Source organism: Plantibacter sp. MCCC 1A11337 (assembly GCF_013349365.1).
GTDB lineage: Bacteria > Actinomycetota > Actinomycetes > Actinomycetales > Microbacteriaceae > Plantibacter > Plantibacter flavus_A.
The window spans coordinates 940,210-965,927 of the sequence record NZ_JABJWX010000001.1 but is presented as its reverse complement, the minus strand read 5'-3'; the positions used below and the strand labels follow the sequence as shown (position 1 = coordinate 965,927).

The following is a 25,718-nucleotide window of genomic DNA, read 5'->3' as shown; positions in this document are numbered from 1 at the left end:
CGCGCCTTCAGGCCGGCCCGAGCGATCACACGGGCCCGAGCCAGGCGTTCGCGACCGTGGCGTGGGCGGACTCGTCGTCGGAGGGATGGAACATCCCGGCGAGGACGTCGCGGTACAGCCTGCCCAATTCGCTCGCGGCGAAGTAGCTGCCGCCGCCGGCGACCCGGATCGCCTGATCGACGACCTCGCGGGCGGTCTCCGTCGCGCGGACCTTGAGCCCGACGAGTTTCGGGAACCAGAGCGCGCCGTGGTCGACCCCCTCGTCGAGGTCCCGGGCGATGCCGGCGAGCTGTGGCAGCATGCCGTCGTAGGCGATGGCGGCCGTCGCGATCCGACGGCGGATGTCGGGGTCGGCCGCGTAGCTCGCACCACCGGCCTTCTTCGACGTCTTCCGGTGGGCGGTCTCGACCGCAAGTCGGAGGGCGCGTTCGCCGATGCCCGTGTACACGGCGGCGATGAGGGTCTCGAAGCAGGCGAAGATCCCGAAGACGATGGGATCCGGGTTGGGGCCCGGGTCGAGGCGTCGGACGATGTGCTCCGCCGTCGATTCGGCTCCCTGGAGCAGGGTCGTCCTACTCTGGCTGGCGCGCATCCCGACGGTGTCCCAGTCGTCGAGGATCTCGAACCCGCCGCGCGAGCGCTCGATGAAGCCGTAGACGACCTTCGGACCGTCGGCCGAGGTCGTGTCGAGCCCGGTCGTCCCCAGCCACGTCCATGCGGGTGACAACGAGGTGAAGATCTTCCGGCCGTGGAACCGATAGGAACCGTCGGGGCCCGGACGGGCTTCGGTGTCGGATCCGAAGAGCACGAGGTCGTTGCCCGCCTCGCTCACGCCGAACGCGTAGAGCTCGTCGCTGGCCGCTCCCTCGAGGACGAAGCGGAGCGAGTCGTCTCCTCGAGTGTGGAGCAGTCGCGCGACCCCCGTCCACACGAGGTGCATGTTGATCGCGAGGGCGGTCGCCGGGGCGGCGGTGGCGAGCCGGGATTGGAGCAGCGTGACCTCGCTCATGCCGAGGCCGAGGCCGCCGAACTCCTCGGGAACGAACACCCGGAGGTAGCCGCACGCTCGCAGCTCCGCGAGGTCCTCGTCGAAGAAGGCGTTCTCACGGTCCGCCACGGCGGCACGTTCGCGGATGCGCTCGACGAGCCCGTCACTGAGGATCGAGGCGGGGTCGAACGATCGATCGGACGGGTGGTGGTGCGCTTGAGCGGTCACCGGTCCATTGTCGCATCGGGCCCGGCCGAGGTGGCAGGTGTCTGCGAGCGGCGAGCGGCGCGCCGGCGGCCCGACCTGACGAGGAGGACCACGACCGCGGCGACGACCGCGAGGGGGAGCAGCCACGGCACCAGGACGCCGACCACGACGACGAGCCCCGAGCAGGCGGCGACGAGCGCGTTCCACCCGGCGACCACGCCGCCCCAGAAGTCGGTGGGCACGCCCGGCGCGACCACGCCTGGGGCCACGAAGGTCACGAACACGGACGAGAAGTCGACCTGGTCGGCGAGCGCGTCGCGCTGGGCGACGAGCCCGTCCAGTTCCGCCTGCCGCTGGGACAGGCTGGTCTCGGCGGCGAGGAGGTCGGCCGTCGTGGTCGAAGCCGCCATGAGTCCGAGCAGTCGGTCGACGGAGGCCTGGAGGGCGGTGACCCGCGCGTCGAGGTCGGCGGCCTGTGCCGTGACGTCCACCGCGGACACGGAGAGGCTGTTCACCGTGCCGAGTGCCCGCAGCTGTGCGAGCACGTCGTCGAAGTCGTCGGCGGGGATGCGGACCGTCAGGGTCGCCTGCGCGGCCTGGTCGGAGGTGCCCGGAGTCTCGTCGCGGCTGTCGACGCGCCCGCCCGCCTCGGTGACGATCCGGGTGGCGTCCGTCGCGGTGCTGATCGGGTCGTCAGCGGTGACGGTGAGTGAACCGGTCGTGACCACCTGCTGTTGCGTGAGGTCGGGGGAGGCGGCGCCGTCGACGCTGAGCTGCGCGTCGCCGGCGACCTGGCCGGGCGCGGGCATCGCAGCTCGCGAGTCGCTGCCGGCCTCGGTGCTCGACCCGGCCGAGCAGCCCGAGAGGACGAGCCCGACGAGGACGGCCGAGACCAACACGGTGGTGGTGCGGATCACTGCTGAGCGCTTCATGGCATCACCCTAGGGAGCCACCGCACCGCGGAGGTGCAGGGACCCTGGGAAGCGGGTCACGATCAGGTCTCGCGACGCGCATCATCCGAGGGAGCCGCGGTGCAGGGACCGTGGGAAACAGGTCGCGATCAGGTCTCGCGTCGCGCCCGCTGCTCGAGTTGCAGCTCGGCCCAATCACCGATGGCCTTCGTGGTCTCCGCCGGGCGGTCCCGGTGCACGTTGTGACCGGCACCCTGGACGATCGTCAGGCTGACCTGGTGGTTCGCGAGGACCTCGGCGGCGAGCGCGCCGCGGAAGAGGCTGTACACCTCCGGATCGGAGGCGATCACGAAGGTCGGGTTGCGCAGGGCGGCCGCCGCAGGACGGACGTCCCACGGGTGGTTCTGCTCGCTCGTCTGCTCGATCGCCCACCGGCTCGCCTCGGACACCGCCTGGACCTTGATCTCCACGTCCAGTGGGTGCCACTCCGGGTTCTTCGCGCGGACGGAAGCGATCGTGTTGTCGGCGAAGGCGGCCTCCTGGCTGGCGCGGATGATCTCGGCGTCGTGGTCGTCGAGCGCGATGGCGGGGTCGAGCAGCACGACCGCCGCGGCCCACCGGGGGTCGGCTGCGGCGGCGACCGCGGTGGTGGCGCCTCCGAGCGAGTGTCCGACGACGAGGTCCCACGCGGCGTGCCCGACGCCGGGCACGGGGGTCGGCCTGGTGGCCAGCAGATCGGCGGCGTAGGCCTCGACCCGGTAGTCCAGCGCACGAGGGGCGACGCCGTGGCCGCGGAGGTCGACCGCCTCGACGAGCCAACCGCGATCGGCCAGGGCGGCGCAGATGCGCCAGGTGCTCGGACCGTTGCTGCCGAGTCCGTGGACCACGAGCGCCCGAGCCGGCGCGTCGTGACGACCCCAGCGGTGACGCGGGAGCTCCACGGGCGTGATCGTGCGGGCGGCGAGGCTGGACGCGGTGTCGACGACGGGCTCGGTCATGGGTTCAGCCTACGGTCTCGCGTCAGTCGAGCCGGTCCGGGTCGGTGCCGGTGCGCTCGCCGTTCTCGAGCGCCGAGATGGCGGCCAGGTCGTCGGCGTCGAGGGCGAAGTCGAACACTGCGAAGTTCTCCGAGATCCGCGCCGGTGTGGCCGACTTGGGGATGACGATGTTGCCGAGCTGCAGGTGCCAGCGCAACACGACCTGCGCGACCGTGCGCCCGTGCTTCCGCGCGATGGCCCCGAGGTCGGAGGTGGCGTCGTATCCGTCGGCGGCGGGCGTGAAGAAGCGGCCGCGGGCGAGCGGCGACCAGGCCTCCGTCGCGATGCCGTGTGCCGCGTTGACGGCGCGCAACTCCCGCTGGGGGAGGAACGGGTGGAGTTCGACCTGGTTGACCGCCGGGGTGACCTCCGCCGACTCCAGGAGTCGTTCGAGATGGCTGCGGTGGAAGTTGGAGACGCCGATGGAGCGCGTACGTCCTTCGGCCCGCAACCGCTCGAGCGCGCGCCAGGTCTCGCGGTACCGGTCCTGCCCCGGGGCCGGCCAGTGGATGAGGTACAGGTCGACGTGGTCGAGGCCGAGGAGGTCGAGGCTCGTGTCGAACGCGCGCAGCGTCTCCTCGTACCCCTGATCGGTGTTCCAGACCTTCGTCGTGACGAAGAGCTCCTCGCGGGGGATGCCCGACTCGCGGATCGCGACGCCGGTACCTCGCTCGTTGCCGTACAGCGACGCGGTGTCGATGTGGCGGTACCCGACCTCGAGCGCCGTCCGCACGATCTCGGTGCTGGCGAGGTCCGGGACCTTGTAGACGCCGAAGCCGAGCTGGGGGATCGTGTGCCCGTCGTTGAGGAGGACGGTCGGGGTGCTGTCTGCCATGGCACCAGTATCCTCGACAGGGCCACCGTCGTCGTCGAAAGGGAGTCAATGCCGCAACTCATGATCGTCACCGGGAGCGTCCGTCCCGAGCGGGTGGGCGGCGCCGTCGCCGACTGGGTCGCCGGCGTGGCGGAGACGGACGAGCGGTTCACCGTCGACGCGGTCGATCTCCGGGAGCTGGCGTTGCCGTTCATGGACGAGCCCGCGCACCCGCGGAAGCGCGCCTACGTCCACCCGCACACGATCTCCTGGAGCGAGCGGGTCGACCGGACGGACGCCTTCGTGTTCGTGACGCCCGAGTACAACTACAGCTACGCGCCCGCCCTCAAGAACGCGCTCGACTACCTCATGCACGAGTGGGCGCGGAAGCCGGTCGGGATCGTCAGCTACGGCGGGCTGTCGGGCGGAACCCGCGGCGTCGTCGCGCTTCGACCTGTCCTGCAGGCCCTCGGTCTCGTCAGTACCGGTGCGAACGTGGAGATCCCGTACGTCTCACGGCAGATCGCCGACGGGGTGTTCACGCCCAACGACCGCCAGACGACGATGCTCCCGATGCTGCTGGGCGAACTGGCCGCACTCGACGGGGCCCTCGCGCCGCTGCGCGCCGACCACTGAAGCGGGGCGGCTCAGGACGGGTGGGTGTTGATCGGCTCGGTGTCGGGGATCGGGCTCGCATCGCGGCCGCGAAGGTCGGGGTGCCAGCGGTGACCGATCCAGGGGATGACGAAACCGAGCAGCGCGAACAGGCCGGCGACCCAGAACGCGCCGACCGCTCCGGAGCCGTCGATGAGGAAGCCGGCCGCCGCCGACCCCATCGCGGCACCGATGAGCTGACCGGTGCCGACCCAGCCGTAGGCCTCGGCGGTGTCGCTGAACTTCACGCTCGCCGAGACGATGGCGAACAGCACGGCGAGGGCCGGTGCGATGCCGATGCCCGCGACGAAGAGGGTGATCGACAGCCACCAGGCGTTGAGGAAGAGGCTCGCGACGGCGAGTCCGGCGAAGACGATGAAGATGCGGCGCGCGAGCGCGTAGGGACCGATCGGGGTGTGTCCGAGGGCGAGGCCGCCGGCCAGCGAGCCGACCGAGAAGATCGCGAGGACGATACCGGCTTCGAGGCCGTCGTGCCCGAAGGTCGCGACGACGCCCGCCTCGACGGCCGAACAGGCGCCGATGAGGAGGAAGCCGACGACGGTGGCGAGGAGGACCGGCGGGCGCTTGAGCACCTGCCCGAGCTTGCGACGGCTCCTCGGGATGCGCACGCGCCCGACCTCCGGTGAGGAGATGAACCACAGGCAGCCGACGACCATGATCGCCGCCGCCAGGGCGATGCCCCAGACCGTGCCGATCTGGGTGGACACGAAGGTGGTCACGACGGGCCCGAGCACCCAGATGATCTCCTGGGCCGAGGCGTCGAGGGAGAACAACGGGGTGAGCTGCTGGGAGGTGACGAGCTTCGGGTAGATGGTGCGGACCGCGGGCTGGACGGGCGGGGTGCTCAGCCCGGCGACGAATCCGACCGCCATGTACGCGGGGACGGTCATGGTGACGAGGGCGATGGTCGTGACGGAGACGGCACACACCGCGAGGGTGAGGAGGAGCACCTTGCGGATGCCCCAGACGCCCATCCACCGGCTCGTGAGGGGGCCGGCGATCGCCTGCCCGATGCTCGTCGCGGCGAGGACGAGCCCGGCGGCCCCGTAGGACCCGGTGACCTGTTCGATGTGGAGCAGGAAGGCCAGCGAGAGCATCCCGAACGGGAAGCGTGCGGTGAGCTGCGCCGCGATGATCCGGGCGACGCCGGGGGTACGAAGGAGGTCACGGTAGCTGCTCACAAGGACACCAGTCTAGGGACCGGTTCCGACACGCGCGACACGCCCGCGACACGCCCAAACCGACAACGGATGTCGGAGGTGCGGAGGAGAATCCTGCCTGTGGACAGATATCCCTCGGACGGGGGAGAAAAGGCCGTCAATCCGGGATTTTCGCGTCGCCCAGGGGTGTTGTACCCAGTGGAGAACCGGTGGATAACTCGCCCGAAACGGTGGAGAACCCGGTGGAAAACTACAGGGCTGTAACTACTAGCCCTTGTGGTCGACCTGAAGACCGCCATCTATATGTAGTATTGGAACCCCGGCGCAGGACGCCGCGGGAATCACCAGATTTTGAGGGGAAGGCACGAAGAGCTATGGCAATCACGGTCTACACGAAGCCCAGTTGCGTGCAGTGCACCGCGACGTACCGCGCACTCGACAACAAGGGCATCGAGTACAACGTCCTCGACCTCTCGGTCGACGAGAACGCACTCGAGCAGGTCAAGGCCCTCGGCTACCTGCAGGCACCGGTCGTCATCACCGAGGAAGACCACTGGTCGGGCTTCCGTCCCGACAAGATCGAAGAGCTCGCCGCACGTCTGGCTTGAGCCCACGGTCGCAGGCGTCATCATGAGCCGGCTCCAGCAGCACCGCACCATCCGACCGTCCGGACGTCGACGAGGAGGCCACCCGTGCAACCACGGCTGATCTACTTCTCCAGCATTTCCGGCAACACGCATCGCTTCATGCAGAAGCTCGACCTGCCCTCGTTGCAGATCCCGCTGTATGCGAAAGACGAAGCCGTGCACGCCACGGCACCCTACGTCCTCGTGACCCCCACCTACGGCGGGGGCAACGGCGACGGAGCGGTGCCCAAACAGGTGATCCGGTTCCTCAACGTGGAGGCCAACCGCTCCCTGATCCGCGGGGTCATCGCCGCAGGCAACACGAACTTCGGCGAGGCCTACGGGCTCGCCGGCGACGTGATCGCCAGCAAATGCAAGGTCCCGCACCTGTACCGCTTCGAACTCTTCGGAACCCAGGACGATGTCACCACCGTCCACAATGGATTGGAATCATTTTGGCAGCAGCGCCAGTTTCAGTGATCGACGCACCGTCGACGAGCCAGATGGACTACCACTCGCTCAACGCGATGCTCAACCTCTACGGCCCGAACGGCGAGATCCAGTTCGACAAGGACCGTGAGGCCGCGCGGGAGTACTTCCTCCAGCACGTCAACCAGAACACCGTCTTCTTCCACTCGCTGAAGGAACGGCTCGACTACCTCGTCGAGAAGGAGTATTACGAGCAGGCAGTGCTCGACAAGTACTCGTTCGACTTCATCCAGGAACTCAACGACCTGGCCTACTCGAAGAAGTTCCGCTTCCAGACCTTCCTCGGCGCGTTCAAGTACTACACCTCGTACACGCTGAAGACCTTCGACGGCAAGCGCTACCTCGAGCGGTTCGAGGACCGCGTCGTCATGACCGCCCTCGGCCTCGCCGACGGCGACCAGCAGCTCGCGGTCGCGCTCGTCGAAGAGATCATCGCGGGTCGGTTCCAGCCGGCGACGCCCACCTTCCTCAACTCGGGCAAGGCTCAGCGAGGCGAGCTCGTCTCCTGCTTCCTCCTCCGCATCGAGGACAACATGGAGTCGATCGCCCGCGGCATCAACTCCGCGCTCCAGCTCTCGAAGCGTGGCGGTGGTGTGGCGCTCTCGCTGTCGAACATCCGTGAGTCCGGTGCGCCGATCAAGCAGATCGAGAACCAGTCGAGCGGCATCATCCCCGTGATGAAGCTCCTCGAGGACTCCTTCAGCTACGCGAACCAGCTCGGCGCGCGTCAGGGCGCCGGTGCGGTGTACCTCAACGCACACCACCCCGACATCCTGCGCTTCCTCGACACCAAGCGTGAGAACGCCGACGAGAAGATCCGGATCAAGACGCTGTCCCTCGGCGTCGTCGTCCCCGACATCACCTTCGAGCTCGCGAAGAAGGGCGAGGACATGTACCTGTTCTCCCCGTACGACGTCGAGCGCGTCTACGGTGTGCCCTTCGGCGACATCTCGGTGAGCGAGAAGTACCACGAGATGGTCGACGACTCCCGCATCAAGAAGACGAAGATCAACGCCCGCGAGTTCTTCCAGACCATCGCGGAGATCCAGTTCGAGTCCGGCTACCCGTACATCGTGTTCGAAGACACGGTGAACAAGGCGAACCCCATCAAGGGCCGCATCAACATGTCGAACCTCTGCTCGGAGATCCTCCAGGTCAACACGCCGACCACCTACAACGAGGACCTCTCGTACAAGGAGATCGGCAAGGACATCTCCTGCAACCTCGGCTCGCTGAACATCGCGCTCACGATGGACTCGCCCGACTTCGGTCGCACGGTCGAGACCGCCATCCGCGGCCTCACCTCCGTGTCCGACCAGAGCCACATCTCCTCGGTGCGTTCGATCGAGGACGGCAACGACAAGTCGCACGCCATCGGCCTCGGCCAGATGAACCTCCACGGCTACCTCGCCCGCGAGCGCGTGCACTACGGCAGCCCCGAGGGCATCGACTTCACGAACATCTACTTCTACACGGTGGTGTTCCACGCGCTGCGTGCCTCGAACCTCATCGCCAAGGAGCGCGGGGAGACCTTCGACGGTTTCGCCGACTCGCAGTACGCGTCGGGTGAGTTCTTCGACAAGTACATCGACCAGGTCTGGGAGCCCGAGACGGCTCGTGGCCGCGAGCTCTTCGAGCAGGCCGGCGTGCAGATCCCGACGCAGGCGGACTGGACGGCCCTCAAGGCGTCCATCCAGGAGTACGGCATCTACAACCAGAACCTCCAGGCCGTCCCGCCGACCGGTTCGATCTCCTACATCAACAACTCCACGTCATCGATCCACCCGATCGCGTCGAAGATCGAGATCCGCAAGGAAGGCAAGCTCGGTCGCGTGTACTACCCGGCTCCGTTCATGACGAACGACAACCTGGAGTACTACGAGGACGCCTACGAGATCGGTGCCGAGAAGATCATCGACACGTACGCCGCGGCGACGCAGCACGTCGACCAGGGGCTGTCGCTGACGCTGTTCTTCAAGGACACCGCCACCACGCGCGACATCAACAAGGCGCAGATCTACGCGTGGAAGAAGGGCATCAAGACCATCTACTACATCCGTCTCCGCCAGCTCGCGCTCGAGGGCACGGAAGTCGACGGCTGCGTCAGCTGCATGCTCTAAGGAGCTTCGCGCTTCGTCATCGCACTTCGACAGGCTCAGTGGCCGGGATTCCGGTCTCTGATCCCGACCCCGGTCCCTGAGCCTGTCGAAGGGCATCAGCACCACCGGTCCGTCGAGGGCCATCAGCACCACCGGTCCCTGAGCCTGTCGAAGGGCCATCAGCATCACCGGTCCCTGAGCCTGTCGCAGGGCCAACCCCACTTCCCGATAGAGGACACCAATTCATGTCAGAGAAGCTCAAGCTGGTCGACCGCGTCCAGGCGATCAACTGGAACAAGATCGAGGACGAGAAGGACGTCGAGGTCTGGAACCGCCTCGTCAACAACTTCTGGCTGCCGGAGAAGATCCCGCTGTCGAACGACGTCCAGTCGTGGAACACCCTGACGCCGCAGGAGCAGCAGCTCACCATGCGCGTGTTCACGGGCCTCACGCTCCTCGACACGATCCAGGGCACCGTCGGCGCCGTCGCCCTCATCCCCGATGCGATCACCCCGCACGAGGAGGCCGTCTACACGAACATCGCGTTCATGGAGTCGGTGCACGCGAAGAGCTACTCCTCGATCTTCTCCACGCTCAGCAGCACGAAGGAGATCGACGAGGCGTTCCGCTGGTCGGTCGAGAACCCGAACCTGCAGAAGAAGGCGTCCATCGTCCTCGACCGATACCACGGTGACGACCCGCTGAAGCGGAAGGCCGCCTCGACCCTCCTCGAGTCGTTCCTCTTCTACTCGGGCTTCTACCTGCCCATGCATTGGTCGAGCCGCGCCAAGCTCACCAACACGGCCGACATGATCCGCCTGATCATCCGCGACGAGGCCGTGCACGGGTACTACATCGGCTACAAGTTCCAGAAGGGCCTCGAGAAGCTCACGCAGGCTGAGCGCGACGACGTCAAGGACTACACGTTCTCGCTGCTCTACGAGCTCTACGACAACGAGGTGCAGTACACACAGGACCTCTACGACGAGGTCGGCCTCACCGAGGACGTCAAGAAGTTCCTGCACTACAACGCCAACAAGGCGCTCATGAACCTCGGCTACGAGGCCATGTTCCCGAAGACGGTCACGGACGTGAATCCGGCGATCCTGTCGGCGCTCTCCCCGAACGCCGACGAAAACCACGACTTCTTCTCGGGCTCCGGCTCCTCCTACGTGATCGGCAAGGCCGTGGTCACGGAAGACGAGGACTGGGACTTCTAGTCACCGCGCAGTCGCTGTGCTGAACGCACGAGGGCCGGATGGAATCCACGATTCCATCCGGCCCTCAGGCGTTGCGCGCGTATCGGCGTCAGCCGCCGAGGCCGCCGCCGGCCGCCAGGAAGAAGTAGAAGAACGCGGTCGCGCCCTGGACGACGGGGAAGAAGAGCGCCGCGATCGCGGTGACCACGATCGTGAGGATGGCGACGAGCGCGACCAGACTGACGACACCGTTGCGTCCTGCGCTCGGCGCCTCGACGGGTTCGGCGACGAGCAGCTCGTCCATGGTCGCTTCGGTCGTCAGCATCGTTCTCCCTGTGGCTCTGGTGTCCTCGACACTACCCGGAGAGCCGCCGTGCGCCGCTGACTCGCCCGAGGATGTTCGAATCCGACGCGGAAACGCGCAGATTCGGGCGACTCAGCGACGGTGGGTGGTCAGCGGCGGGTGGACCAGAGGGCCCAGGCGATGAGCACGGGCTGGAAGAAGAGGCGGGTGAACCGGCGGCTGTCGGTGTCGAGGCCGAAGGCGTCGCGGCGGTTCAGCCACTGGGAGAGGTTGCCCGGGAAGATCGCGGTGAAGAACGCCGCGGCGAGGTTACCGACGGCCGTCCGCTTCACGCCTGAGGCGAGTGCCGCACCCAGGGCGATCTCGACGACGCCCGAGGCGAGCACGGTGGTGTCCTCGTCGATCGGGACCCATTCCGGCACCTGCGCCTGGAAATCCTTCCGAGCGAAGGTCAGGTGACTGACGCCGGCGAAGACGAGTGCGCCTCCGAGCAGCAGACGTGCGGCGGTGCGGGCTTTCGATCCAGCCATGAGGGTCCTCTCGACGATGGTGATGTCACCACGCTATCCGGAGATCGGTGGACCGACGGCGGGTTGCGAGTGCACAGATGTCCAGCAGCAGGCCGCTCAGCCGTCGATCTGCGAGTTCGCGTCGAGGCGGTGCCAAGTGCGGTTGTGGTAGACGAGCGGCGCACCGTCGAAGCTCGGGGTGAAGGCCGGGACGGCGGGAGCGGGTGCCTCGGCGGCAGGCTCGGCCCGGACCGGCTCCTCGGCCGCTTGCGGCTGCGAAACGCTCGACTCCAGCGCGTGCACCGCGATGACCGTCGAGGTGCCCGCCTCCATGCGGTTGACGATGCGTCCGCGGATCCAGACGCCGTTGCCCGTGAAGTACGGCTCGCCCGTGGGCAGGCGGTCCCAGATGGAGGTGTCGGCGAAGCGGTCGATTCCGCTCGTCGCGCAGAGCTTCGCGATGTGCAGCTGCTCGGAACCCAGAAGGTGGACCACGACGGTGTCGGACGCGGTGATGGTCGGCGCGCTCGAGGACAGCGACGACACGGAGAAGACGAGGAGCGGCGGTTCCGCACTGACGGAGAAGACCGAGGTGGCGGTCAGCCCCACCGGCCCGGAGCCGTCGTCGGCGGTGATGACCGAGACGCCGGCGGGGTGCTGACGGAACGCCGCCTTGAAGTCGTCGGGGGACAGGGAGGCGAAACCGGGGGCGACCTCGCCACCGTCGACGGGGGACGGCAAGGCGGTCACGGAGGCGGCTGCCGGGTGGACTGAGCTCACGGGGGATCCTTCGAACGGCTGTGGACGACTGCTGCAACGCCGATTCGGTGGACGCTGCACAGGCTACGTTTCGCTCATCCGGCCGGAGCTGCAACTCTGTTACCCGGTGTGACGGTGACCGAGCGGTCGGGCTCAGGTCTCGTCGACCGCGCGTGCGTACGCTGGACGCATGCCCATCCTCATCGCCCCGGACGACCTCGCCGCTCTGATCGCCTCCGAGACGCCGGTGCGCGTCCTCGACGTGCGGTGGCGACTCGACGCACCGGACGGACGGCCCGCCTACCTCGAAGGGCACCTGCCCGGCGCCGTGTACGTCGACCTCGACCATGAGCTGGCAGACCACGTGCCGACCGGAGAGCCGGCCGTCCGAGGCCGTCACCCCCTGCCCGATCGCGAGGCGCTCCAGGCGTCCGCGCGATCGTGGGGCGTCGACGACGGTGACGTCGTCGTGGTCTACGACGACCTCAAGAGCCTGTCGGCGGCGCGCGCCTGGTGGATGCTACGGAACGCCGGCATCGCGGACGTCCGCATCCTCGACGGCGCGTTCCGGGCGTGGACGGACGCCGGACTGCCCGTGGAGCGTGGCGAGGTCGTCCCGGAACCCGGGACCGTCACGCTGACGTCGGGTGTCCTGCCGAGCATCGACATCGACACCGCAGCGACGTGGGCGGGCGAGGGGCGGGTCCTGCTGGACGCGCGCGCCGGCGAGCGGTACCGGGGTGACGTCGAACCGATCGATCCCCGGGCCGGTCACATCCCCGGAGCGCTCAGCACACCGACGACCGCCAACGTCGGCGCCGACGGCCGGTTCCTCTCGCCTGAGACCCTCCGCGAGCAGTTCCTCGCCGCGGGCGTGCCTGCGGACGCGACGGTCGCCACCTACTGCGGCAGTGGGGTGACCGCGGCGCACAACGCGGTCGCACTCACCCTGGCCGGCTTCGAACCGGCGCTGTACCCGGGGTCGTGGAGCGAGTGGGCGAACCACCCGGAGCGTCCGGTGGCGACAGGACCCGAGGCCTGAGCCGTCGACCCGGTCATCGAGCTTGTCGAGATCCGGCCTTCGACAGGCTCAGGGACCGGCGTCCATCGTCAGGGATCAGGGAGCGCTAGCCCGCGAGGACCTTCTGCAAGCGCTGCAACGACACCGATTCGGCCGTGCCCAGCTGCTGGGCGAACAGGCTGATCCGGAGCTCCTCGAGCATCCACCGGGCCTTCACGAGGTGCTCCGGAGCCTCGGCGGGCAGTGGGATCGTGCCACCGGCGGCCTCGAACCGTGCCGACGCCGTCTGCGCCTCCGTCATCCACACCCGGTCGCGGTTCGGGTTGTCCGTCAGTCGCTCGGCGCGGTAACGGATGCCCGCGAGGTAGCGGGGCAGATGCTCGAGTCGTGCTGAGCCCGTCCGGGAGACGAAACCCGGGAAGACCAGTCCGTCGAGCTGGCTCCGCATGTCGGTGAGGGCCGCGAGCAGCGTCATGCTCGTCGCCGCCTTCATGGCCTTCTCCGTGTCGCGCGTGGCTTGCAGGATGCGGGCGACGATGGCGACCGTCTGGAACATGCGGTCCATGACCGAGGCGGAGACGCGGTCGCGAAGCGTCTCGTACTGCAGCCGCGAGAACACCTGTCCGTCGGGCACCACGCGGAACAGGACATCGTCGATGCAGGCGGCGAGGCAGTCCTCGAACAACGCCGGCGTCGACCGGTACGGGCTCGTCGCGAGCGCGAGCTTCTCGTTGGCCTTGAGGTGCTGCTGCACGTACGCCGTCGGGGACGGGATCGCGAGCAGGAGGAGGCGGCGCACGCCGGCGGGCATGGCGCGGGCCTGGTCGGCCTCCGTGCTCATGATCCGGATCGACACGCTCGTGCCGTCATCGACGATCGCGGGGTAGCCGCGGATCACGCCGTCCTCTTGGCGGATGTCGATGAAGCGGGGGAGGTCGTCGAAGTCCCATCTGGTGAACCCGGAGCGCTCGATGGCGTTGGGCGCTCTGGCGGCCGCGACCTTGGCGACGCTCGCACGGGTGCGCTGCTTGAGGCGCTGCTGCAGCTCGACGAGGTCCTTGCCGCTCGCGAGCGTGCGGCCGCGCTCGTCGATGACGCGGAAGGTCACGAGCAGGTGCTCGGGGACGCGTTCCATCTCGAAGTCCGAGGCGGTGATGTCCATGTAGGAGAGCCGCTTGATCGCGTTCGCGAGACGGGTGGCGAACGAGTCCTCGGCGGCGGGACTGCCGGGGGCGACCGCCGGGACGTCGGCGGGGAGCTCGGCGAGCAGCTTCGCCGCCCAGTCTGCCGCAGGCACGATGTTCCGACGCAGAGCCTTCGGGAGCGCTTTGATCATCGCGGTGATGAGGTCTCGACGGAGCCCGGGGACCTGCCAGTCGAAACCCGCGGGCGAGAGCCGGTCGAGCAGGGCGAGCGGGACGATGACCGTCACGCCGTCGTCGTCGCTTCCGGGCTCGAAGCGATAGCTGAGCTTCAACCGCTGGTCGGCCTGCACCCACTCGGCGGGGAAGCGGTCCTCGTCCACCGCCGGAGCGTCCTCGGGGAGGAGGTCCTCCTGGCGCATCGTGAGCAGCTCGGGCTGGTCGACGCGCGTCTTGCGCCACCAGGACTCGAAGCCCCGCGTCGTCGAGATCTCGGCGGGGACGCGGGCGTCGTAGAAGTCGAAGACGGCTTCGTCGTCGAAGAGGATGTCGCGGCGTCGCGTCCGCTCCTCGAGCTCACTCAGCTCCTTGCGCAGCCGTCGGTTCGCGCGATGGAAGTCGAACAGCTTGTCGCGACCGATGTCGTGGGTCCACTCGCCGTCGACGAGCGCGTGCCGCAGGAACAGTTCGCGGGCCTGCTCCTGGTCGATGCGACCGAACTGCACCCGGCGGCGCGGCACGATCGGCACACCGAAGAGCGTCACCTTCTCGAACGCGACGGCGGAGCCCTGGTTCTTCTCCCAGTGCGGCTCGCTGTACGAGCGTTTGCAGAGGTCGCCGGCGATCTGTTCCGCCCACGCCGGGTCGATCAAGGCGTTGGTGCGGGCGAACAGCCGACTCGTCTCCACGAGTTCCGCGCTCATCACGGCGTTCGGCTGCTTCTTGGCGAGCGCGGACCCGGGGAAGAGGACGAAGCGCGTCTGGCGGGCGCCGATGTAGTCGCCCTTCTTCGCGGTCTTCGTCGCCGGGGGAGCGTTCCGGCCCCTCACGACCGGAGCGACGGTCTGGTCCTTCAGCCCGATGTGGGAGAGGAGCCCCGCGAGGAGCGACTTGTGGATGCCGTCGGGGTTCACCGCCGGCACGTTGATCGTCAGGCCGAGGGGCTTCGCGAGCTGGCGCAGCTGGCGGTAGACGTCGTGCCACTCGCGGACGCGGAGGTAGTTGAGGAACTCGTTCTTGCAGAGCCGACGGAACGCGCTCGACGACAGCTCGTCCTGTTTCTCCTCGAGGTAGTTCCAGAGGTTCAGGAGGGCGAGGAAGTCGCTCGTCGGGTCGACGAACCGGCGGTGCAGTTCGTCGGCCTTCTGCCGGTGCTCGAGCGGTCGTTCGCGTGGGTCCTGGATGGTGAGCGCCGCGACGATCGCGAGCACCTCCCGCGACACCCCGTGCCGCTTCGACTCCACGACCATGCGCGCGAACCGCGGATCGATCGGCAGGCGGCTGAGGTCGCGCCCCACCCGCGTGAGGCGTGGACCGCCGCCGCGAGGTGAGCCGTCGGCGAAGGTGCGCGTCTCGATCGCGCCGAGTTCGGACAGCAGGTCGACGCCGTCCTTGATGCCGCGGGCGTCCGGCGGCTGGAGGAAGGGGAAGGCGGCGATGTCACCGAGGCCGAGGGAGATCATCTGCAGGATCACCGCGGCGAGGTTCGTGCGGAGGATCTCCGGTTCGGTGAACTCCGGGCGCTTCGCGAAGTCGTCCTCCGAGTAGAGGCGGATGGCGATGCCGTCGCTCGTGCGGCCGGAGCGACCCGAACGCTGGTTCGCCGACGCCTGCGAGATCGCCTCGATGGGGAGCCGCTGCACCTTGGAGCGCACGCTGTAGCGCGAGATGCGGGCGGTTCCGGCGTCGATCACGTACTTGATGCCGGGCACCGTGAGGCTCGTCTCGGCCACGTTCGTCGCGAGGATGATGCGCCTGCGGAGGCCTGGCACGGTCGACGGCTGGAACACGCGGTGCTGGTCGGCGGAGGAGAGCCGGCCGTAGAGCGGCAGCACCTCGGTGCCGGGCAGGTTGCGCCCGCGGATGGCGTCGGCGGCGTCGCGGATCTCCGTCTCACCGGACAGGAAGACGAGGACGTCGCCCATCGACTCCCGCGCCAGTTCGTCGAGGGCCGCGTTGATGCCCTCGAGGTAGTCGCGGTCGGCGGTCTCGGACTCGGGGGCGTCCTCGTCGTCGTCCGTGGGCTCGTCGGCCACGAGCGGCCGGTAGCGGATCTCGACCGGGTAGGTGCGGCCGGAGACCTCGACGATGGGCGCTCCGTCGAAGTGCTTCGAGAAGCTCTCCGGGTCGATCGTCGCGGACGTGATGATGACCTTGAGGTCGGGGCGCTGGGGGAGGAGCTGCTTGAGGTAGCCGAGCAGGAAGTCGATGTTGAGGCTGCGCTCGTGCGCCTCGTCGATGATGATCGTGTCGTACTTGCGCAGCATCCGGTCGCGGTGGATCTCGTTCAGCAGGATGCCGTCGGTCATCAGCTTGATCTTCGTCGCCTTCGACGCCTGATCGGTGAACCGGACCTGGTAGCCGACGATGCCGCCGAGCTCCTGGCCGAGCTCCTCCGAGATGCGTTCGGCGATCGTGCGCGCGGCCAGACGTCGGGGCTGCGTGTGCCCGATGGACTCGCGACCGAGCTCGAGGCAGATCTTCGGCAGCTGGGTGGTCTTGCCGGAACCCGTCGCTCCCGCGACGATGACGACCTGGTGCTCGCTGATGGCACGCGCGATGTCCGCGCGGGCGGCACTGACCGGCAGCTCGGGCGGGTAGGAGATTCGGAGGTCGGACATCAGCCCTCCATCGTATCGGGCTGGGCGGGTCGTGCTGCCGTTCCGGGCCTCCTGATCCAGCGAACCCTGAGCCGCCTTCCCCGATCCTCGAGCCACCTTCCCCGGTCCCTGTGCCGCCTTCCCCGGTCCCTGAGCTTGTCGAAGGGCACACGGAGAACCCCACGGTTCCGGGGCTGTTCATCCCGGTCCCTGAGCCTGTCGAAGGGCCCCCGGATCCCCTCCCGTCCCCGAGCAACCTCTCCCCGGTCCCTGAGCTTGTCGAAGGGCACACTGAGAACCCCACGGTTCCGGGGCTGTTCATCCCGGTTTCTGAGCCTGTCGAAGGGCACACGGGAGGACTTCCACAACCGCCTCGACTCGGCATCTGGAATGTCAGTGGCTCGTGGTGGACTGGAGTCATGACCGAGACCACCTCCGCCGCGATCCGCGCGAGCGACGAGCACGCCACGCGCCTCGCGGAGTTCTCGGATGAGTGGGCGGACCTCCACCGCCAGCAGGCTGTCCTGGACGCACGGAAAGCGCGCCTCCTCGCCCGCTCCGCCGCCTATGCCGATGCCTTCGCGGACGCCACGGTCCCGGCGGTCTTCCCGCCGGCCGAGCGCAAGGCACTGTCTCGTCGGTCGACGTGTGCGGCTCTCGCGATGGCGACGCGGATCCCGGAGCGGACGGTCCAGTGTGCGACCAACGATGCCGAGCGTCTCGTCAACGAAGCGCCGGCGGTATTGGCGTCGCTTGAGGCAGGGCGTATCTCGGCGCGGCATGCGCAGGTGATCACGGACCAGCTCTGCGACGTCCCGATTGCTGGGCGGGCGGCGTTTCTGGACCAGGTCCTGCCTGAAGCGGAGCGCATGACCGCAGCAGGACTCAAGAACCGCGCCCGTGTGCTCCGCGAACGCCTCCACCCCGAATCCATCACCGCCCGAGCCGTCCGCTCCGAGGCCGACCGCCGGGTGGCATTCGAGCCCGCCGCCGACGGCATGGCCTGGGTGCACCTCTTCACCACGGCGCCGATCGCGCAAGGCGTCTCCGAACGGATCGAAGCGGCCGCGGCCGAGTCACGCTCGGCGGGCGACGCCCGCACCTGCGCACAACTGGAGGCCGACGCCCTCGCAGCCCTCGCCCTCACCGGCGTGACCCCGGAGGACGTGATGTCGAGCCTGATGCTCCCGCACCCCATCGAGGTCCAGGAGCACATCGTGCCGACCGTGCAGATCACGGTCCCCGCGCTGAGCATGGCCGGTGTCTCCGACGCACCGGCTACCCTCGACGGGTATGGTCCCATCGACCCGGAGACCGCGGCACGTATCGCGGTGAACGCGCCCAGCTTCACCCGGATCCTCGTCCAACCGGAAACCGGTGCGGTCCTCTCCGTCGGGCGGAACCAGTACCGCGTTCCGGCCGACCTGCAACGCGCGGTCCGCCTACGAGACGGCACCTGTCGAGCGCCGGGCTGCGGCAGGCGCGCCAGAGCGTGCGATCTCGATCATTCGATCGCGTGGGAGGACGGCGGGACGACGGATATCGGGAACCTTGCCTGCCTCTGTCGACATCACCATCGGATGAAGCACCTTCCCGGATGGAACCTCGACCATGGGCCCGGTGGGGTCCTCGACTGGACGACACCCGACGGCAAACACCACCGGACCGAACCAGAGCCCGCGCCGTTCTGACCAGCTCCGGTCCCTGAGCCTGTCGAAGGGTTTCCCGTGGGCACTTCGACGGGCTCAGTGACCGGGGGAGGTGTGCTCGAAATGGCGAGGCGTCCTCGTGGGCACTTCGACAAGCTCAGTGACCGGGAAGAGTATGTTCGCACCGCCTCGGTTTCCGAGCTGAGTCGCTGGAGGGGCTCGCCGGAGGCGATTCGCTCCCTGAGCCTGTCGAAGGGCAGTTGGACTGCGGCGCCTCGGTGCGAAGCGGGGATATTCATGCGCGGTGTCGCAAACAGGGTTGCCTCGCAGAGTGGTTTGCGTTACAAAGTAGGTATGACTTCACCGATGGAACCCACCGACGGCTCGGACGCGCTCGACCCGGCCGCCATGCTCGCTCTGCAGGAGCGACAGGCGAGCCGTGTCGACGACATCTTCACGAGGCCCACCATCGCGATCGTGTACGTCTGGGGTGTCGCGTGGACCGTCGGGTTCCTCGCCCTCTGGTCCGCGAGCGACGAGAACCCCTGGTTCACCACGCCGCCGGCGGTCGCCGGATGGCTCTTCGGGATCCTCATGGTGGGCGGCATCGTCTCGTCGTCGATCATCGGCTCCCGTGTGTCGCGTGGGATCCAGGGAGCACAGCAGGTGCAGGGGACGATGTACGGCATCGCCTGGGCGATCGGGTGCACGGCAGCGGCGGTGTTCGGCGGCGCACTGTTCGCTGCGGGGATGGCACCCGCACTCGCCGCCATCTTCTACCCGGCGATCTACAGCCTCGTGGTCGGTCTGCTCTACCTCGCAGGTGGAGCAGTCTGGCGCGACCGCCTCATGTACGGCATGGGCATCTGGATCATCGTGGTCGGCATGGCCGCGCCGTTCTTCGGCTCGCCGGGCAACGCGCTCATCATGGCCATCGCCGGCGGAGGCGGGTTCCTCGTGTACGCGACCTTCCTCGAAGCGACCCGCCGTCGGCGTGCCAACCCATCGGCGGCGTGACCCATGGACGAACTCGACCCCCTCATCCATGCACAGGCCCGCCTGCGCATCATGTCGACGCTCGCGGCGATCGATGCGGACAGCAGTATGTCGTTCCCCCGCCTGCAGGAGATGCTCGACATGACCGCCGGGAACCTCTCCACGCATCTGCGGAAGCTCGAGGACGGCGCCTACGTCCTCGTCACGAAGACCCACCGGGGACGCACCCCGGTCACCTACCTGGAACTCACCACGCTCGGGCGCCGCGCGTTCGAGGACTACATGACCGGGCTCCGAGCGATGCTCGGCGGCGCGTCGGGAACGGGGACATCATGACGATCACACCACTGGCCACCCTCGAGGGCGTGACACGACGGTACGGCGACGTGACCGCGCTGCACGACGTCGACCTCAGTATCGAGCCGGGCTCGCTCGTCGGGCTCCTCGGGCCCAACGGCGCCGGCAAGTCCACCGTGCTCTCCCTGCTGCAGGGCACCCGACGTCCGACGACCGGCACGGTGACGCTCTTCGGCGGCGATCCCGCCCATGCGGTCAACCGCACCAGGCTCGGGTCGACACCGCAGGAGACGGCACTGCCGCCCACGCTCCGGGTGGGAGAGGTCGTCGACTTCGTCGGACGCCACTTCGCGGACCGCGTGCCGACGGCCGCCCTGGCGGAGCAGTTCGGTCTCGGTGACCTCCTCCGACGCCAGACGGGCTCGCTCTCGGGCGGCCAGCAGCGCCGCCTCGCGGTCGCGCTCGCCTTCGTCGGCAGACCGCGTCTCGTGCTCCTCGACGAGCCGACGACGGGCCTCGACGTCGACGCCCGCCGAACCCTCTGGGACGCGATCCGCCGGCAACACGAGCTCGGGGCGACCATCGTCCTCACCAGTCACTACCTCGAGGAGATCGAAGCGCTCGCCGAGCGCGTCGTGGTGCTGGGCGGCGGACGGGTCGTCACCGATGCCCCACTGCGCGACGTCCTCGGGCTCGTCGGTATCCACCGGGTGCGGCTCCGGACCACCGACCCCGGAGCGGTGGAGCGGCTCACCGGGGTCGTCCAGGCGAGTCGTGACGGTGACGCCGTCGAACTGGACGTCCGTGACGCCGACGCGTTCGTGCGCGAGCTCGTCCGGTCCGAGGCCCCGTTCACCGATCTCGCCGTGCGCGGAGCGACCCTCGAGGAGGCGTTCCTGACCCTCACCGCGGATGCCCGGGTGGACGTCGAACGGAGCGCCGCCTGATGGCCACCACCGTCCAGCTCACCGCCCTGCACGCGCGGTACTCCCTGCTCGAGACCGTGCGCGTCCCGATCGCGCTGATCGGCTCGCTCGTCTTCCCGGCGCTCTCGCTACTGTTCTTCGTCGTCCCGCAGGCGCAGGTCGCCGGCGATCCCGTCATCGCGACCCAGGCGGTCATCTCCCTCATCGTCTTCGCCGTGCTCGCCAACTCCCTGTTCGGCTTCGGCCTGACCATCGCCCAGGCGAGGGAACAGGCATGGGATCCGTACCTCCGCACGCTTCCGGTGACGGGTGTCGCCCGTGTTCTCTCGCACCTGTGCTCGGTCGGCCTCCTCGGGTTCGCGGCCGTCATACCGGTCGTCGTGCTCGGCGCGTTCCTGACCGCAGCCACCACGACTCCGATGGGACTGCTCGGCGGCATCGTGGCGCTCCTGGTGGGTGCCCTGCCGTTCATGCTCCTCGGCACCGCGATCGGGTACGCCCTCCCGAGCAAGGCCGCGATCGCCGTGGTGCAGGTGGTCATGTTCTCGCTGGCCTTCGCCGGCGGACTGTTCATCCCACCGTTCCTCTTCGCCCCGTGGCTCGACCGGCTGTCCATGTTCCTCCCGAGTCGTCAGACCCGGGAGCTCGTCGTCTGGGCGGTCCAGGGTGGCGAGTTGCCGTGGTGGTCGTGGGTCGGCGTCCTGGCGTGGACGCTCGTCCTGACCGTCGTCGTCCTCGCCCTCCACCGCCGCGACGAGGGCCGCCGCTACCGCTGAGGTCGACGGACACCTCGCCGAACACCGGCCGTTCCCGCGTGCCGTCATACGTCGACACACACCGTGCACCGGCCGCGAGGCGCTCGTACGCTGACGTCCATCCCGGCCGGTCCACGGCCCCTCGACGAGCGGATGGAGCGACCCGTGTCCAGCAGCGCAGACCAGACGAACGCCGCCGACCGATCGACGGGCGCACACTGATGGGAGCGCCCGTCGTGTTCGGCACCGGCCCGATCTCGGTCGACGACCTCGTGGCCGTGTCCCGTGACGACGCCATCGTCGTCCTCGACACCCCGGCGCTCGACCGCATCGGCGCCGGCCGGGCCATCATCGACCGGCAGACGACGCCGGTCGGAGTCGGTGCGCAGGGTTCTCGGCCCCATGGTCCACGGATCCCTGGGGCCGCCGGGGGACGAGCGGCTCCGCGCACCGCGACGCTCGACGTCTCGGCGGTGGAGGAGCGCGTCGTCCATGACCGCCGTGGCGGCATCGGACTGCCGCTCTCGGTGGACCGTGCTCGGGCGGTGGTCGCCGCCCGGCTCGCCGGCTGGACCCGTGGGGCATCCGGGATCCGCCTCGAGACCGCCGTGTTCGTCGCGGAACTCCTCAACCGTGGGGTGACCCCGGTGATCCCGTCCATCGGCTCCCTCGGCGACGGCGACGAGACCCACCTGGCATCCGTCGCGACGCTCGTGATCGGACAGGGGGAGGCGGTCCTCGCGGGCGAACGGCTCCCCGCGCAGGTCGCCCTGTCACGGGTCGGGCTCGCGCCGCTCGACCTCGCTGTGCACGAGGGGCTGGCGTTCGTCCACCACAACGCCTACTCCCTCGGCGTCGGCGCGCTCGCCCTCCACCGGCTCGGCGCGCTCAGTCGACTCGCGGACACCACGAGCGCACTCTCGTCCCGGGCGGCTGCGCGGTCCGGGCGCGGCGGGCGAGGACCGGCGTTCGACGCGACGGTCCTCGCCGGCACCCCTTCGGCCGGCACCCGGGCGAGTGGCGAGCGGATCTCCGAGTTGTTGGCGACGCCGGTCGGCCCAGAGGGTGCGCGTGGCGGGCGGGACCTGGACGGACTGCGGCTCCGGGCGACCCCGCAGATCAACGGTGCCCTCGCCGACGAGGTCACCGCGGCCGTCCAGCTCGTGGAAGCGACGCTCGGAACGGCCTCGGAGGATCCACTCGTCGACCAGGCGTCGGGTGTCCTGCGGGCCGGCGGGTTGCTCCACGGCGCGCGGCTCGCCCGCGCCTTCGACGGGCTGCGCGCGGCCATCGCGCACACCGCCGCTGCGGCCGAGCGACGGCTCAGACGCATCGACGGAGGCGGGGCCGACCACCGGGGGACCGGGCACGGGCTCGTACCGGGTCGGTTCGGTCAGTCGGCCGCGGACCTCGTCGCCGAACTGCGCGTGCTCGCGACGCCGGTCGTCACCGCCGGCGTGCCGGACGAGGGCTCGGACGACCCGGCCTCCTTCGCCGGGACCTCGCTGCGACTGCTGGAACGTTCGACCGCCCTCTTCGCGGACGTGCTGGCGGTCGAGGCGATCGTCGCGGCGGACGCGCTCGGCCCGGGAGAGCACGACGAGTGGGCGGTCGGGTTCTCCGTCGCCCATGCCGGCCTCCGGTCGGCGATCGAGCAGGAGCTGCACGGTCAGCAGCTCGTCACGGCGGCCCTCGCCGCGTTGGGCGTCGACCGATCCTGAGCGACGGCGGCCGGCGGGTGACGGTGCGCGGGCGCACCCACGTCGTCGCATGCCATGTATTTCGACACGTGTCGAGGGGGTGGGCGATGTCGGTGCCCTCCGGTAGGTTCGGACCACCGACCGAGAGACGTTCAGCGAGCCACCGACCGCGGCGGCGACGGCCCTTGGAAGACGACCTGTCACGAACAGCCGTGCAGAGAAGAGGCATCGGTCCAGCATGATCTCCTTCGAACACGTCTCCAAGCGCTTCGACGACGGCACCCTCGCGGTCGACGACTTCTCCCTCACGATCCCGTCGCGTTCCACCACGGTCTTCGTCGGGTCCTCAGGCTGTGGCAAGACCACGCTCCTGCGGATGATCAACCGCATGGTCGATCCGAGCGAGGGACGCATCGTCATCGACGACGAGGTCGTCTCCGCCGTCGACCCCGTCCGTCTCCGTCGCCGCATCGGCTACGTCATGCAGAACTCCGGTCTCCTCCCGCACCGCACCGTGATCGACAACGTGGCGACGGTGCCCATGCTCACCGGCGTCAACAAGAAGCAGGCCCGGGCGGACGCCCTCACCCTCCTCGACACCGTCGGACTCGATCGCGCGCTCGCCGACCGGTACCCGAGTCAGCTGTCCGGTGGCCAGCAGCAGCGCGTCGGCGTCGCACGAGGCCTTGCGATCGACCCGAACATCCTGCTGATGGACGAGCCGTTCGGTGCCGTCGACCCGCTCGTGCGTGCCGAGCTCCAGCGGGAGCTGCTCCGACTGCAGCGCGACATCGCGAAGACGATCGTGTTCGTCACCCACGACATCGACGAGGCCTTCCTCCTCGGCGACCAGGTCGTCATCCTGCAGAAGGGCGGCCACATCGCCCAGGTCGGCACGCCGGCCGAGATCGTCGCCAACCCAGCCGACGACTTCGTCGCCCAGTTCATCGGCGCCGATCGCGGCCAGCGGACCCTGCACGTCGAGCGCGTCGACGGACGCGACGTCGTCGTCGACGAGTCGGGCCGCCCCGCCGGTGTCCTCGGAGCCGGGCCCGGCGCAGGCGACCGTACCGGCCTGGACGTCCGGAAGGACGGCGCATCCACATGAGCTGGGTCATCGCGAACTGGGACATGATCTGGGACCTCACCCTCACCCATGTCCAGCTGAGCCTGCCCCCGATCATCCTGGGCTTCCTCATCTCCCTACCCCTCGGCTGGCTCGCACACCGGTACCGGTGGTCGCGAGGCGTGCTGCTCACGCTGAGCGGCATCCTCTACGCGATCCCGTCCCTGCCGCTCTTCGTCCTCATGCCGTCCCTCATCGGCACGAAGATCCTCGATCCGGCGAACGTCGTGATCGCGCTCACCATCTACGCCGTGGCCCTGCTCGTCCGCACGGTCGCCGACGCGCTCGACGCCGTCGACGCCGGGGTCCGGCAGTCGGCCCAGGCCGTGGGGTTCTCCACCGGCCAACGGTTCTGGCGGGTCGAGTTCCCACTGGCGGGCCCGCTCATGCTCGCCGGCGTCCGCGTGGTCTCCGCGAGCACCATCAGCCTGCTGAGCGTCGGCGCCCTCATCGGCGTGACGAACCTCGGCTACCTCTTCACCGACGGCTACAACCGGCAGTTCCCGATCGAGATCCTGACCGGCATCGTCGGGACGGTCGTGATCGCGATCGTGTTCGACGTCCTGCTGGTGCTCCTCGGCCGAATCCTCATGCCGTGGACGCGGATCAGCTCGAAGGGTGCGATCCGTCGTCGTCGCGCGGCCACCGAAGCCCGTGAGCTGGCGACCGTCGGGGGAGGAGCCGCATGATCAACTTCCTCGCCGCCTTCGCCTGGATCCTCGACCCCGCGCACTGGGAGGGCCCGGGCGGCATCCCCGTGCGGGTGCTCCAGCACCTGGCCGTGACCGGCCTGACCGTCCTCATCGCCTGCGTCATCGCGATCCCGCTCGGGCTCCTCATCGGGCACACCGGGAAGGGACGAGAGGTCGCGGTCGCGATCACCGGCGCGCTCCGGGCGCTGCCCACGCTCGGTCTGCTCTCGCTCCTCGCACTCATCACCCTCGGGTGGGGCTTCTCCAGCACGAGTCTCGTCCCCGCGATCACGGCCCTCGTCGTGCTCGCCGTCCCGCCGGTCCTGGCCGGTGCGTACGGAGGGGTCGAGGCGATCGACCGCCAGACCATCGACGCCGCGCGTGCCGTCGGGATGAACGAGTGGCAGATCCTCGGCAAGGTGGAGATCCCGCTCGCGCTCCCGCTCATGATCGGTGGCGTGCGCTCGGCCGTCCTGCAGACGATCGCGACCGCGACCGTCGTCGCGTTCCTCACCAACGGCCCCGGTCTCGGTCGCTACATCCTCGACGGTCTGCCCGTACGGGACTACGCGCAGATGCTCGCCGGCTCGATCATCATCATCGTGCTCGCCCTCCTCCTCGAGGGCGTCTTCTCCCTGCTGCAGCGTGCCGTCGTGCCGCGCGGCGTCCAGGCGACCCACACACGGGTCGACGAGACCAGGGGTCACGCCACGAGCGGTGGCGACCGGTCCACCGCTCCAGACCCCGTCGTCGCGGAAGCGGAGGCGAACATGCAGACCGCGGCATACCGCAACGACTGAAGCGTCCCACCACCCCGG

The 25,718-nt window shown here is 68.9% G+C and carries 24 protein-coding genes; 15 read left to right on the top strand and 9 right to left on the bottom strand.

Going from position 1 to position 25,718, the window contains the following annotated elements:
* Nucleotides 1-25: 25 nt before the first annotated feature.
* The 4 genes from HOW07_RS04450 to HOW07_RS04435 all read right to left on the bottom strand — a co-directional run bounded on the left by HOW07_RS04450 (nt 26) and on the right by HOW07_RS04435 (nt 3,978).
* A complete protein-coding gene (locus tag HOW07_RS04450; RefSeq protein WP_175116193.1) occupies nt 26-1,216 on the bottom strand; it encodes an acyl-CoA dehydrogenase family protein in 1,191 nt (396 codons plus the stop codon).
* Nucleotides 1,213-2,127 (bottom strand): DUF4349 domain-containing protein, encoded by a 915-nt coding sequence (locus tag HOW07_RS19290; RefSeq protein ID WP_175116192.1) that lies wholly within the window; start codon nt 2,125-2,127, stop codon nt 1,213-1,215. The genes HOW07_RS04450 and HOW07_RS19290 overlap by 4 nt, the downstream gene beginning before the upstream one ends.
* A 128-nt stretch (nt 2,128-2,255) precedes the next feature.
* Nucleotides 2,256-3,104 (bottom strand): alpha/beta fold hydrolase, encoded by an 849-nt coding sequence (locus HOW07_RS04440; protein ID WP_175116191.1) that lies wholly within the window; start codon nt 3,102-3,104, stop codon nt 2,256-2,258.
* A gap of 22 nt (nt 3,105-3,126) precedes the next feature.
* A complete protein-coding gene (locus HOW07_RS04435; RefSeq protein ID WP_175116190.1) occupies nt 3,127-3,978 on the bottom strand; it encodes an aldo/keto reductase in 852 nt (283 codons plus the stop codon).
* Between the two features lie 48 nt (nt 3,979-4,026).
* On the opposite strand from HOW07_RS04435, the gene HOW07_RS04430 reads away from it, so the two are divergent.
* A complete protein-coding gene (locus tag HOW07_RS04430) occupies nt 4,027-4,593 on the top strand; it encodes an NADPH-dependent FMN reductase (protein ID WP_121289819.1) in 567 nt (188 codons plus the stop codon).
* A gap of 11 nt (nt 4,594-4,604) precedes the next feature.
* On the opposite strand, the gene HOW07_RS04425 is transcribed toward HOW07_RS04430, so the two are convergent.
* Nucleotides 4,605-5,813 (bottom strand): MFS transporter, encoded by a 1,209-nt coding sequence (locus HOW07_RS04425; RefSeq protein WP_175116189.1) that lies wholly within the window; start codon nt 5,811-5,813, stop codon nt 4,605-4,607.
* Nucleotides 5,814-6,166: 353 nt separating this feature from the next.
* Between HOW07_RS04425 and nrdH the strand changes: the two genes are divergently transcribed.
* From nrdH to nrdF, 4 genes are all read left to right on the top strand, one after another.
* The gene (nrdH, locus tag HOW07_RS04420; RefSeq protein WP_121289823.1) at nt 6,167-6,400 is read left to right on the top strand and encodes a glutaredoxin-like protein NrdH; all 234 of its coding nucleotides are present in this window, start codon (nt 6,167-6,169) and stop codon (nt 6,398-6,400) included.
* Nucleotides 6,401-6,484: 84 nt separating this feature from the next.
* Nucleotides 6,485-6,898 (top strand): class Ib ribonucleoside-diphosphate reductase assembly flavoprotein NrdI, encoded by a 414-nt coding sequence (gene nrdI / locus HOW07_RS04415; RefSeq protein ID WP_064296523.1) that lies wholly within the window; start codon nt 6,485-6,487, stop codon nt 6,896-6,898.
* A 23-nt stretch (nt 6,899-6,921) separates the two neighbouring features.
* Nucleotides 6,922-9,027: a class 1b ribonucleoside-diphosphate reductase subunit alpha gene (gene nrdE / locus HOW07_RS04410; RefSeq protein ID WP_064296589.1), complete on the top strand. Its 2,106-nt coding sequence runs from the start codon at nt 6,922-6,924 to the stop codon at nt 9,025-9,027.
* A gap of 224 nt (nt 9,028-9,251) precedes the next feature.
* Entirely contained in the window at nt 9,252-10,226 is a 975-nt protein-coding gene (gene nrdF, locus HOW07_RS04405; RefSeq protein ID WP_056007612.1) for a class 1b ribonucleoside-diphosphate reductase subunit beta, read from the top strand.
* A gap of 88 nt (nt 10,227-10,314) precedes the next feature.
* Here nrdF and HOW07_RS04400 read toward each other — a convergent pair whose 3' ends face one another.
* From HOW07_RS04400 to HOW07_RS04390, 3 genes are all read right to left on the bottom strand, one after another.
* Nucleotides 10,315-10,530, bottom strand: coding sequence for a hypothetical protein (locus HOW07_RS04400; protein WP_175116188.1), 216 nt, complete (start codon nt 10,528-10,530; stop codon nt 10,315-10,317).
* 128 nt (nt 10,531-10,658) lie between these two features.
* The gene (locus HOW07_RS04395; RefSeq protein WP_064296521.1) at nt 10,659-11,039 is read right to left on the bottom strand and encodes a DoxX family membrane protein; all 381 of its coding nucleotides are present in this window, start codon (nt 11,037-11,039) and stop codon (nt 10,659-10,661) included.
* A gap of 96 nt (nt 11,040-11,135) precedes the next feature.
* Nucleotides 11,136-11,768, bottom strand: coding sequence for a flavin reductase family protein (locus tag HOW07_RS04390; RefSeq protein ID WP_064296588.1), 633 nt, complete (start codon nt 11,766-11,768; stop codon nt 11,136-11,138).
* A 199-nt stretch (nt 11,769-11,967) separates the two neighbouring features.
* On the opposite strand from HOW07_RS04390, the gene HOW07_RS04385 reads away from it, so the two are divergent.
* A complete protein-coding gene (locus tag HOW07_RS04385; protein WP_175116187.1) occupies nt 11,968-12,819 on the top strand; it encodes a sulfurtransferase in 852 nt (283 codons plus the stop codon).
* 85 nt (nt 12,820-12,904) lie between these two features.
* Here HOW07_RS04385 and hrpA read toward each other — a convergent pair whose 3' ends face one another.
* A complete protein-coding gene (gene hrpA, locus HOW07_RS04380) occupies nt 12,905-16,780 on the bottom strand; it encodes an ATP-dependent RNA helicase HrpA (RefSeq protein WP_175116186.1) in 3,876 nt (1,291 codons plus the stop codon).
* Nucleotides 16,781-17,178: 398 nt separating this feature from the next.
* On the opposite strand from hrpA, the gene HOW07_RS04375 reads away from it, so the two are divergent.
* The 9 genes from HOW07_RS04375 (at nt 17,179) to HOW07_RS04335 (ending at nt 25,700) form a co-directional block, all read left to right on the top strand.
* Nucleotides 17,179-18,450: an HNH endonuclease signature motif containing protein gene (locus tag HOW07_RS04375; RefSeq protein ID WP_175116185.1), complete on the top strand. Its 1,272-nt coding sequence runs from the start codon at nt 17,179-17,181 to the stop codon at nt 18,448-18,450.
* 312 nt (nt 18,451-18,762) lie between these two features.
* The gene (locus tag HOW07_RS04370) at nt 18,763-19,425 is read left to right on the top strand and encodes a hypothetical protein (RefSeq protein ID WP_175116184.1); all 663 of its coding nucleotides are present in this window, start codon (nt 18,763-18,765) and stop codon (nt 19,423-19,425) included.
* A 3-nt stretch (nt 19,426-19,428) separates the two neighbouring features.
* The gene (locus tag HOW07_RS04365) at nt 19,429-19,740 is read left to right on the top strand and encodes a transcriptional regulator (RefSeq protein ID WP_064296516.1); all 312 of its coding nucleotides are present in this window, start codon (nt 19,429-19,431) and stop codon (nt 19,738-19,740) included.
* The gene (locus HOW07_RS04360) at nt 19,737-20,648 is read left to right on the top strand and encodes an ABC transporter ATP-binding protein (protein ID WP_175116183.1); all 912 of its coding nucleotides are present in this window, start codon (nt 19,737-19,739) and stop codon (nt 20,646-20,648) included. Before HOW07_RS04365 ends, HOW07_RS04360 begins: the two co-directional genes overlap by 4 nt.
* Nucleotides 20,648-21,403: an ABC transporter permease gene (locus HOW07_RS04355; RefSeq protein ID WP_175116182.1), complete on the top strand. Its 756-nt coding sequence runs from the start codon at nt 20,648-20,650 to the stop codon at nt 21,401-21,403. The genes HOW07_RS04360 and HOW07_RS04355 overlap by 1 nt, the downstream gene beginning before the upstream one ends.
* 200 nt (nt 21,404-21,603) lie before the next feature.
* Nucleotides 21,604-23,103: an aromatic amino acid lyase gene (locus HOW07_RS04350; RefSeq protein ID WP_175116181.1), complete on the top strand. Its 1,500-nt coding sequence runs from the start codon at nt 21,604-21,606 to the stop codon at nt 23,101-23,103.
* A gap of 217 nt (nt 23,104-23,320) precedes the next feature.
* A complete protein-coding gene (locus tag HOW07_RS04345; protein WP_064296512.1) occupies nt 23,321-24,190 on the top strand; it encodes an ABC transporter ATP-binding protein in 870 nt (289 codons plus the stop codon).
* Nucleotides 24,187-24,897 carry an ABC transporter permease gene (locus tag HOW07_RS04340; RefSeq protein ID WP_121289846.1) on the top strand — a complete coding sequence of 237 codons (711 nt, stop codon included), beginning with the start codon at nt 24,187-24,189 and terminating at the stop codon, nt 24,895-24,897. Before HOW07_RS04345 ends, HOW07_RS04340 begins: the two co-directional genes overlap by 4 nt.
* Nucleotides 24,894-25,700 (top strand): ABC transporter permease, encoded by an 807-nt coding sequence (locus HOW07_RS04335; RefSeq protein WP_064296510.1) that lies wholly within the window; start codon nt 24,894-24,896, stop codon nt 25,698-25,700. The genes HOW07_RS04340 and HOW07_RS04335 overlap by 4 nt, the downstream gene beginning before the upstream one ends.
* Nucleotides 25,701-25,718: the final 18 nt, after the last annotated feature.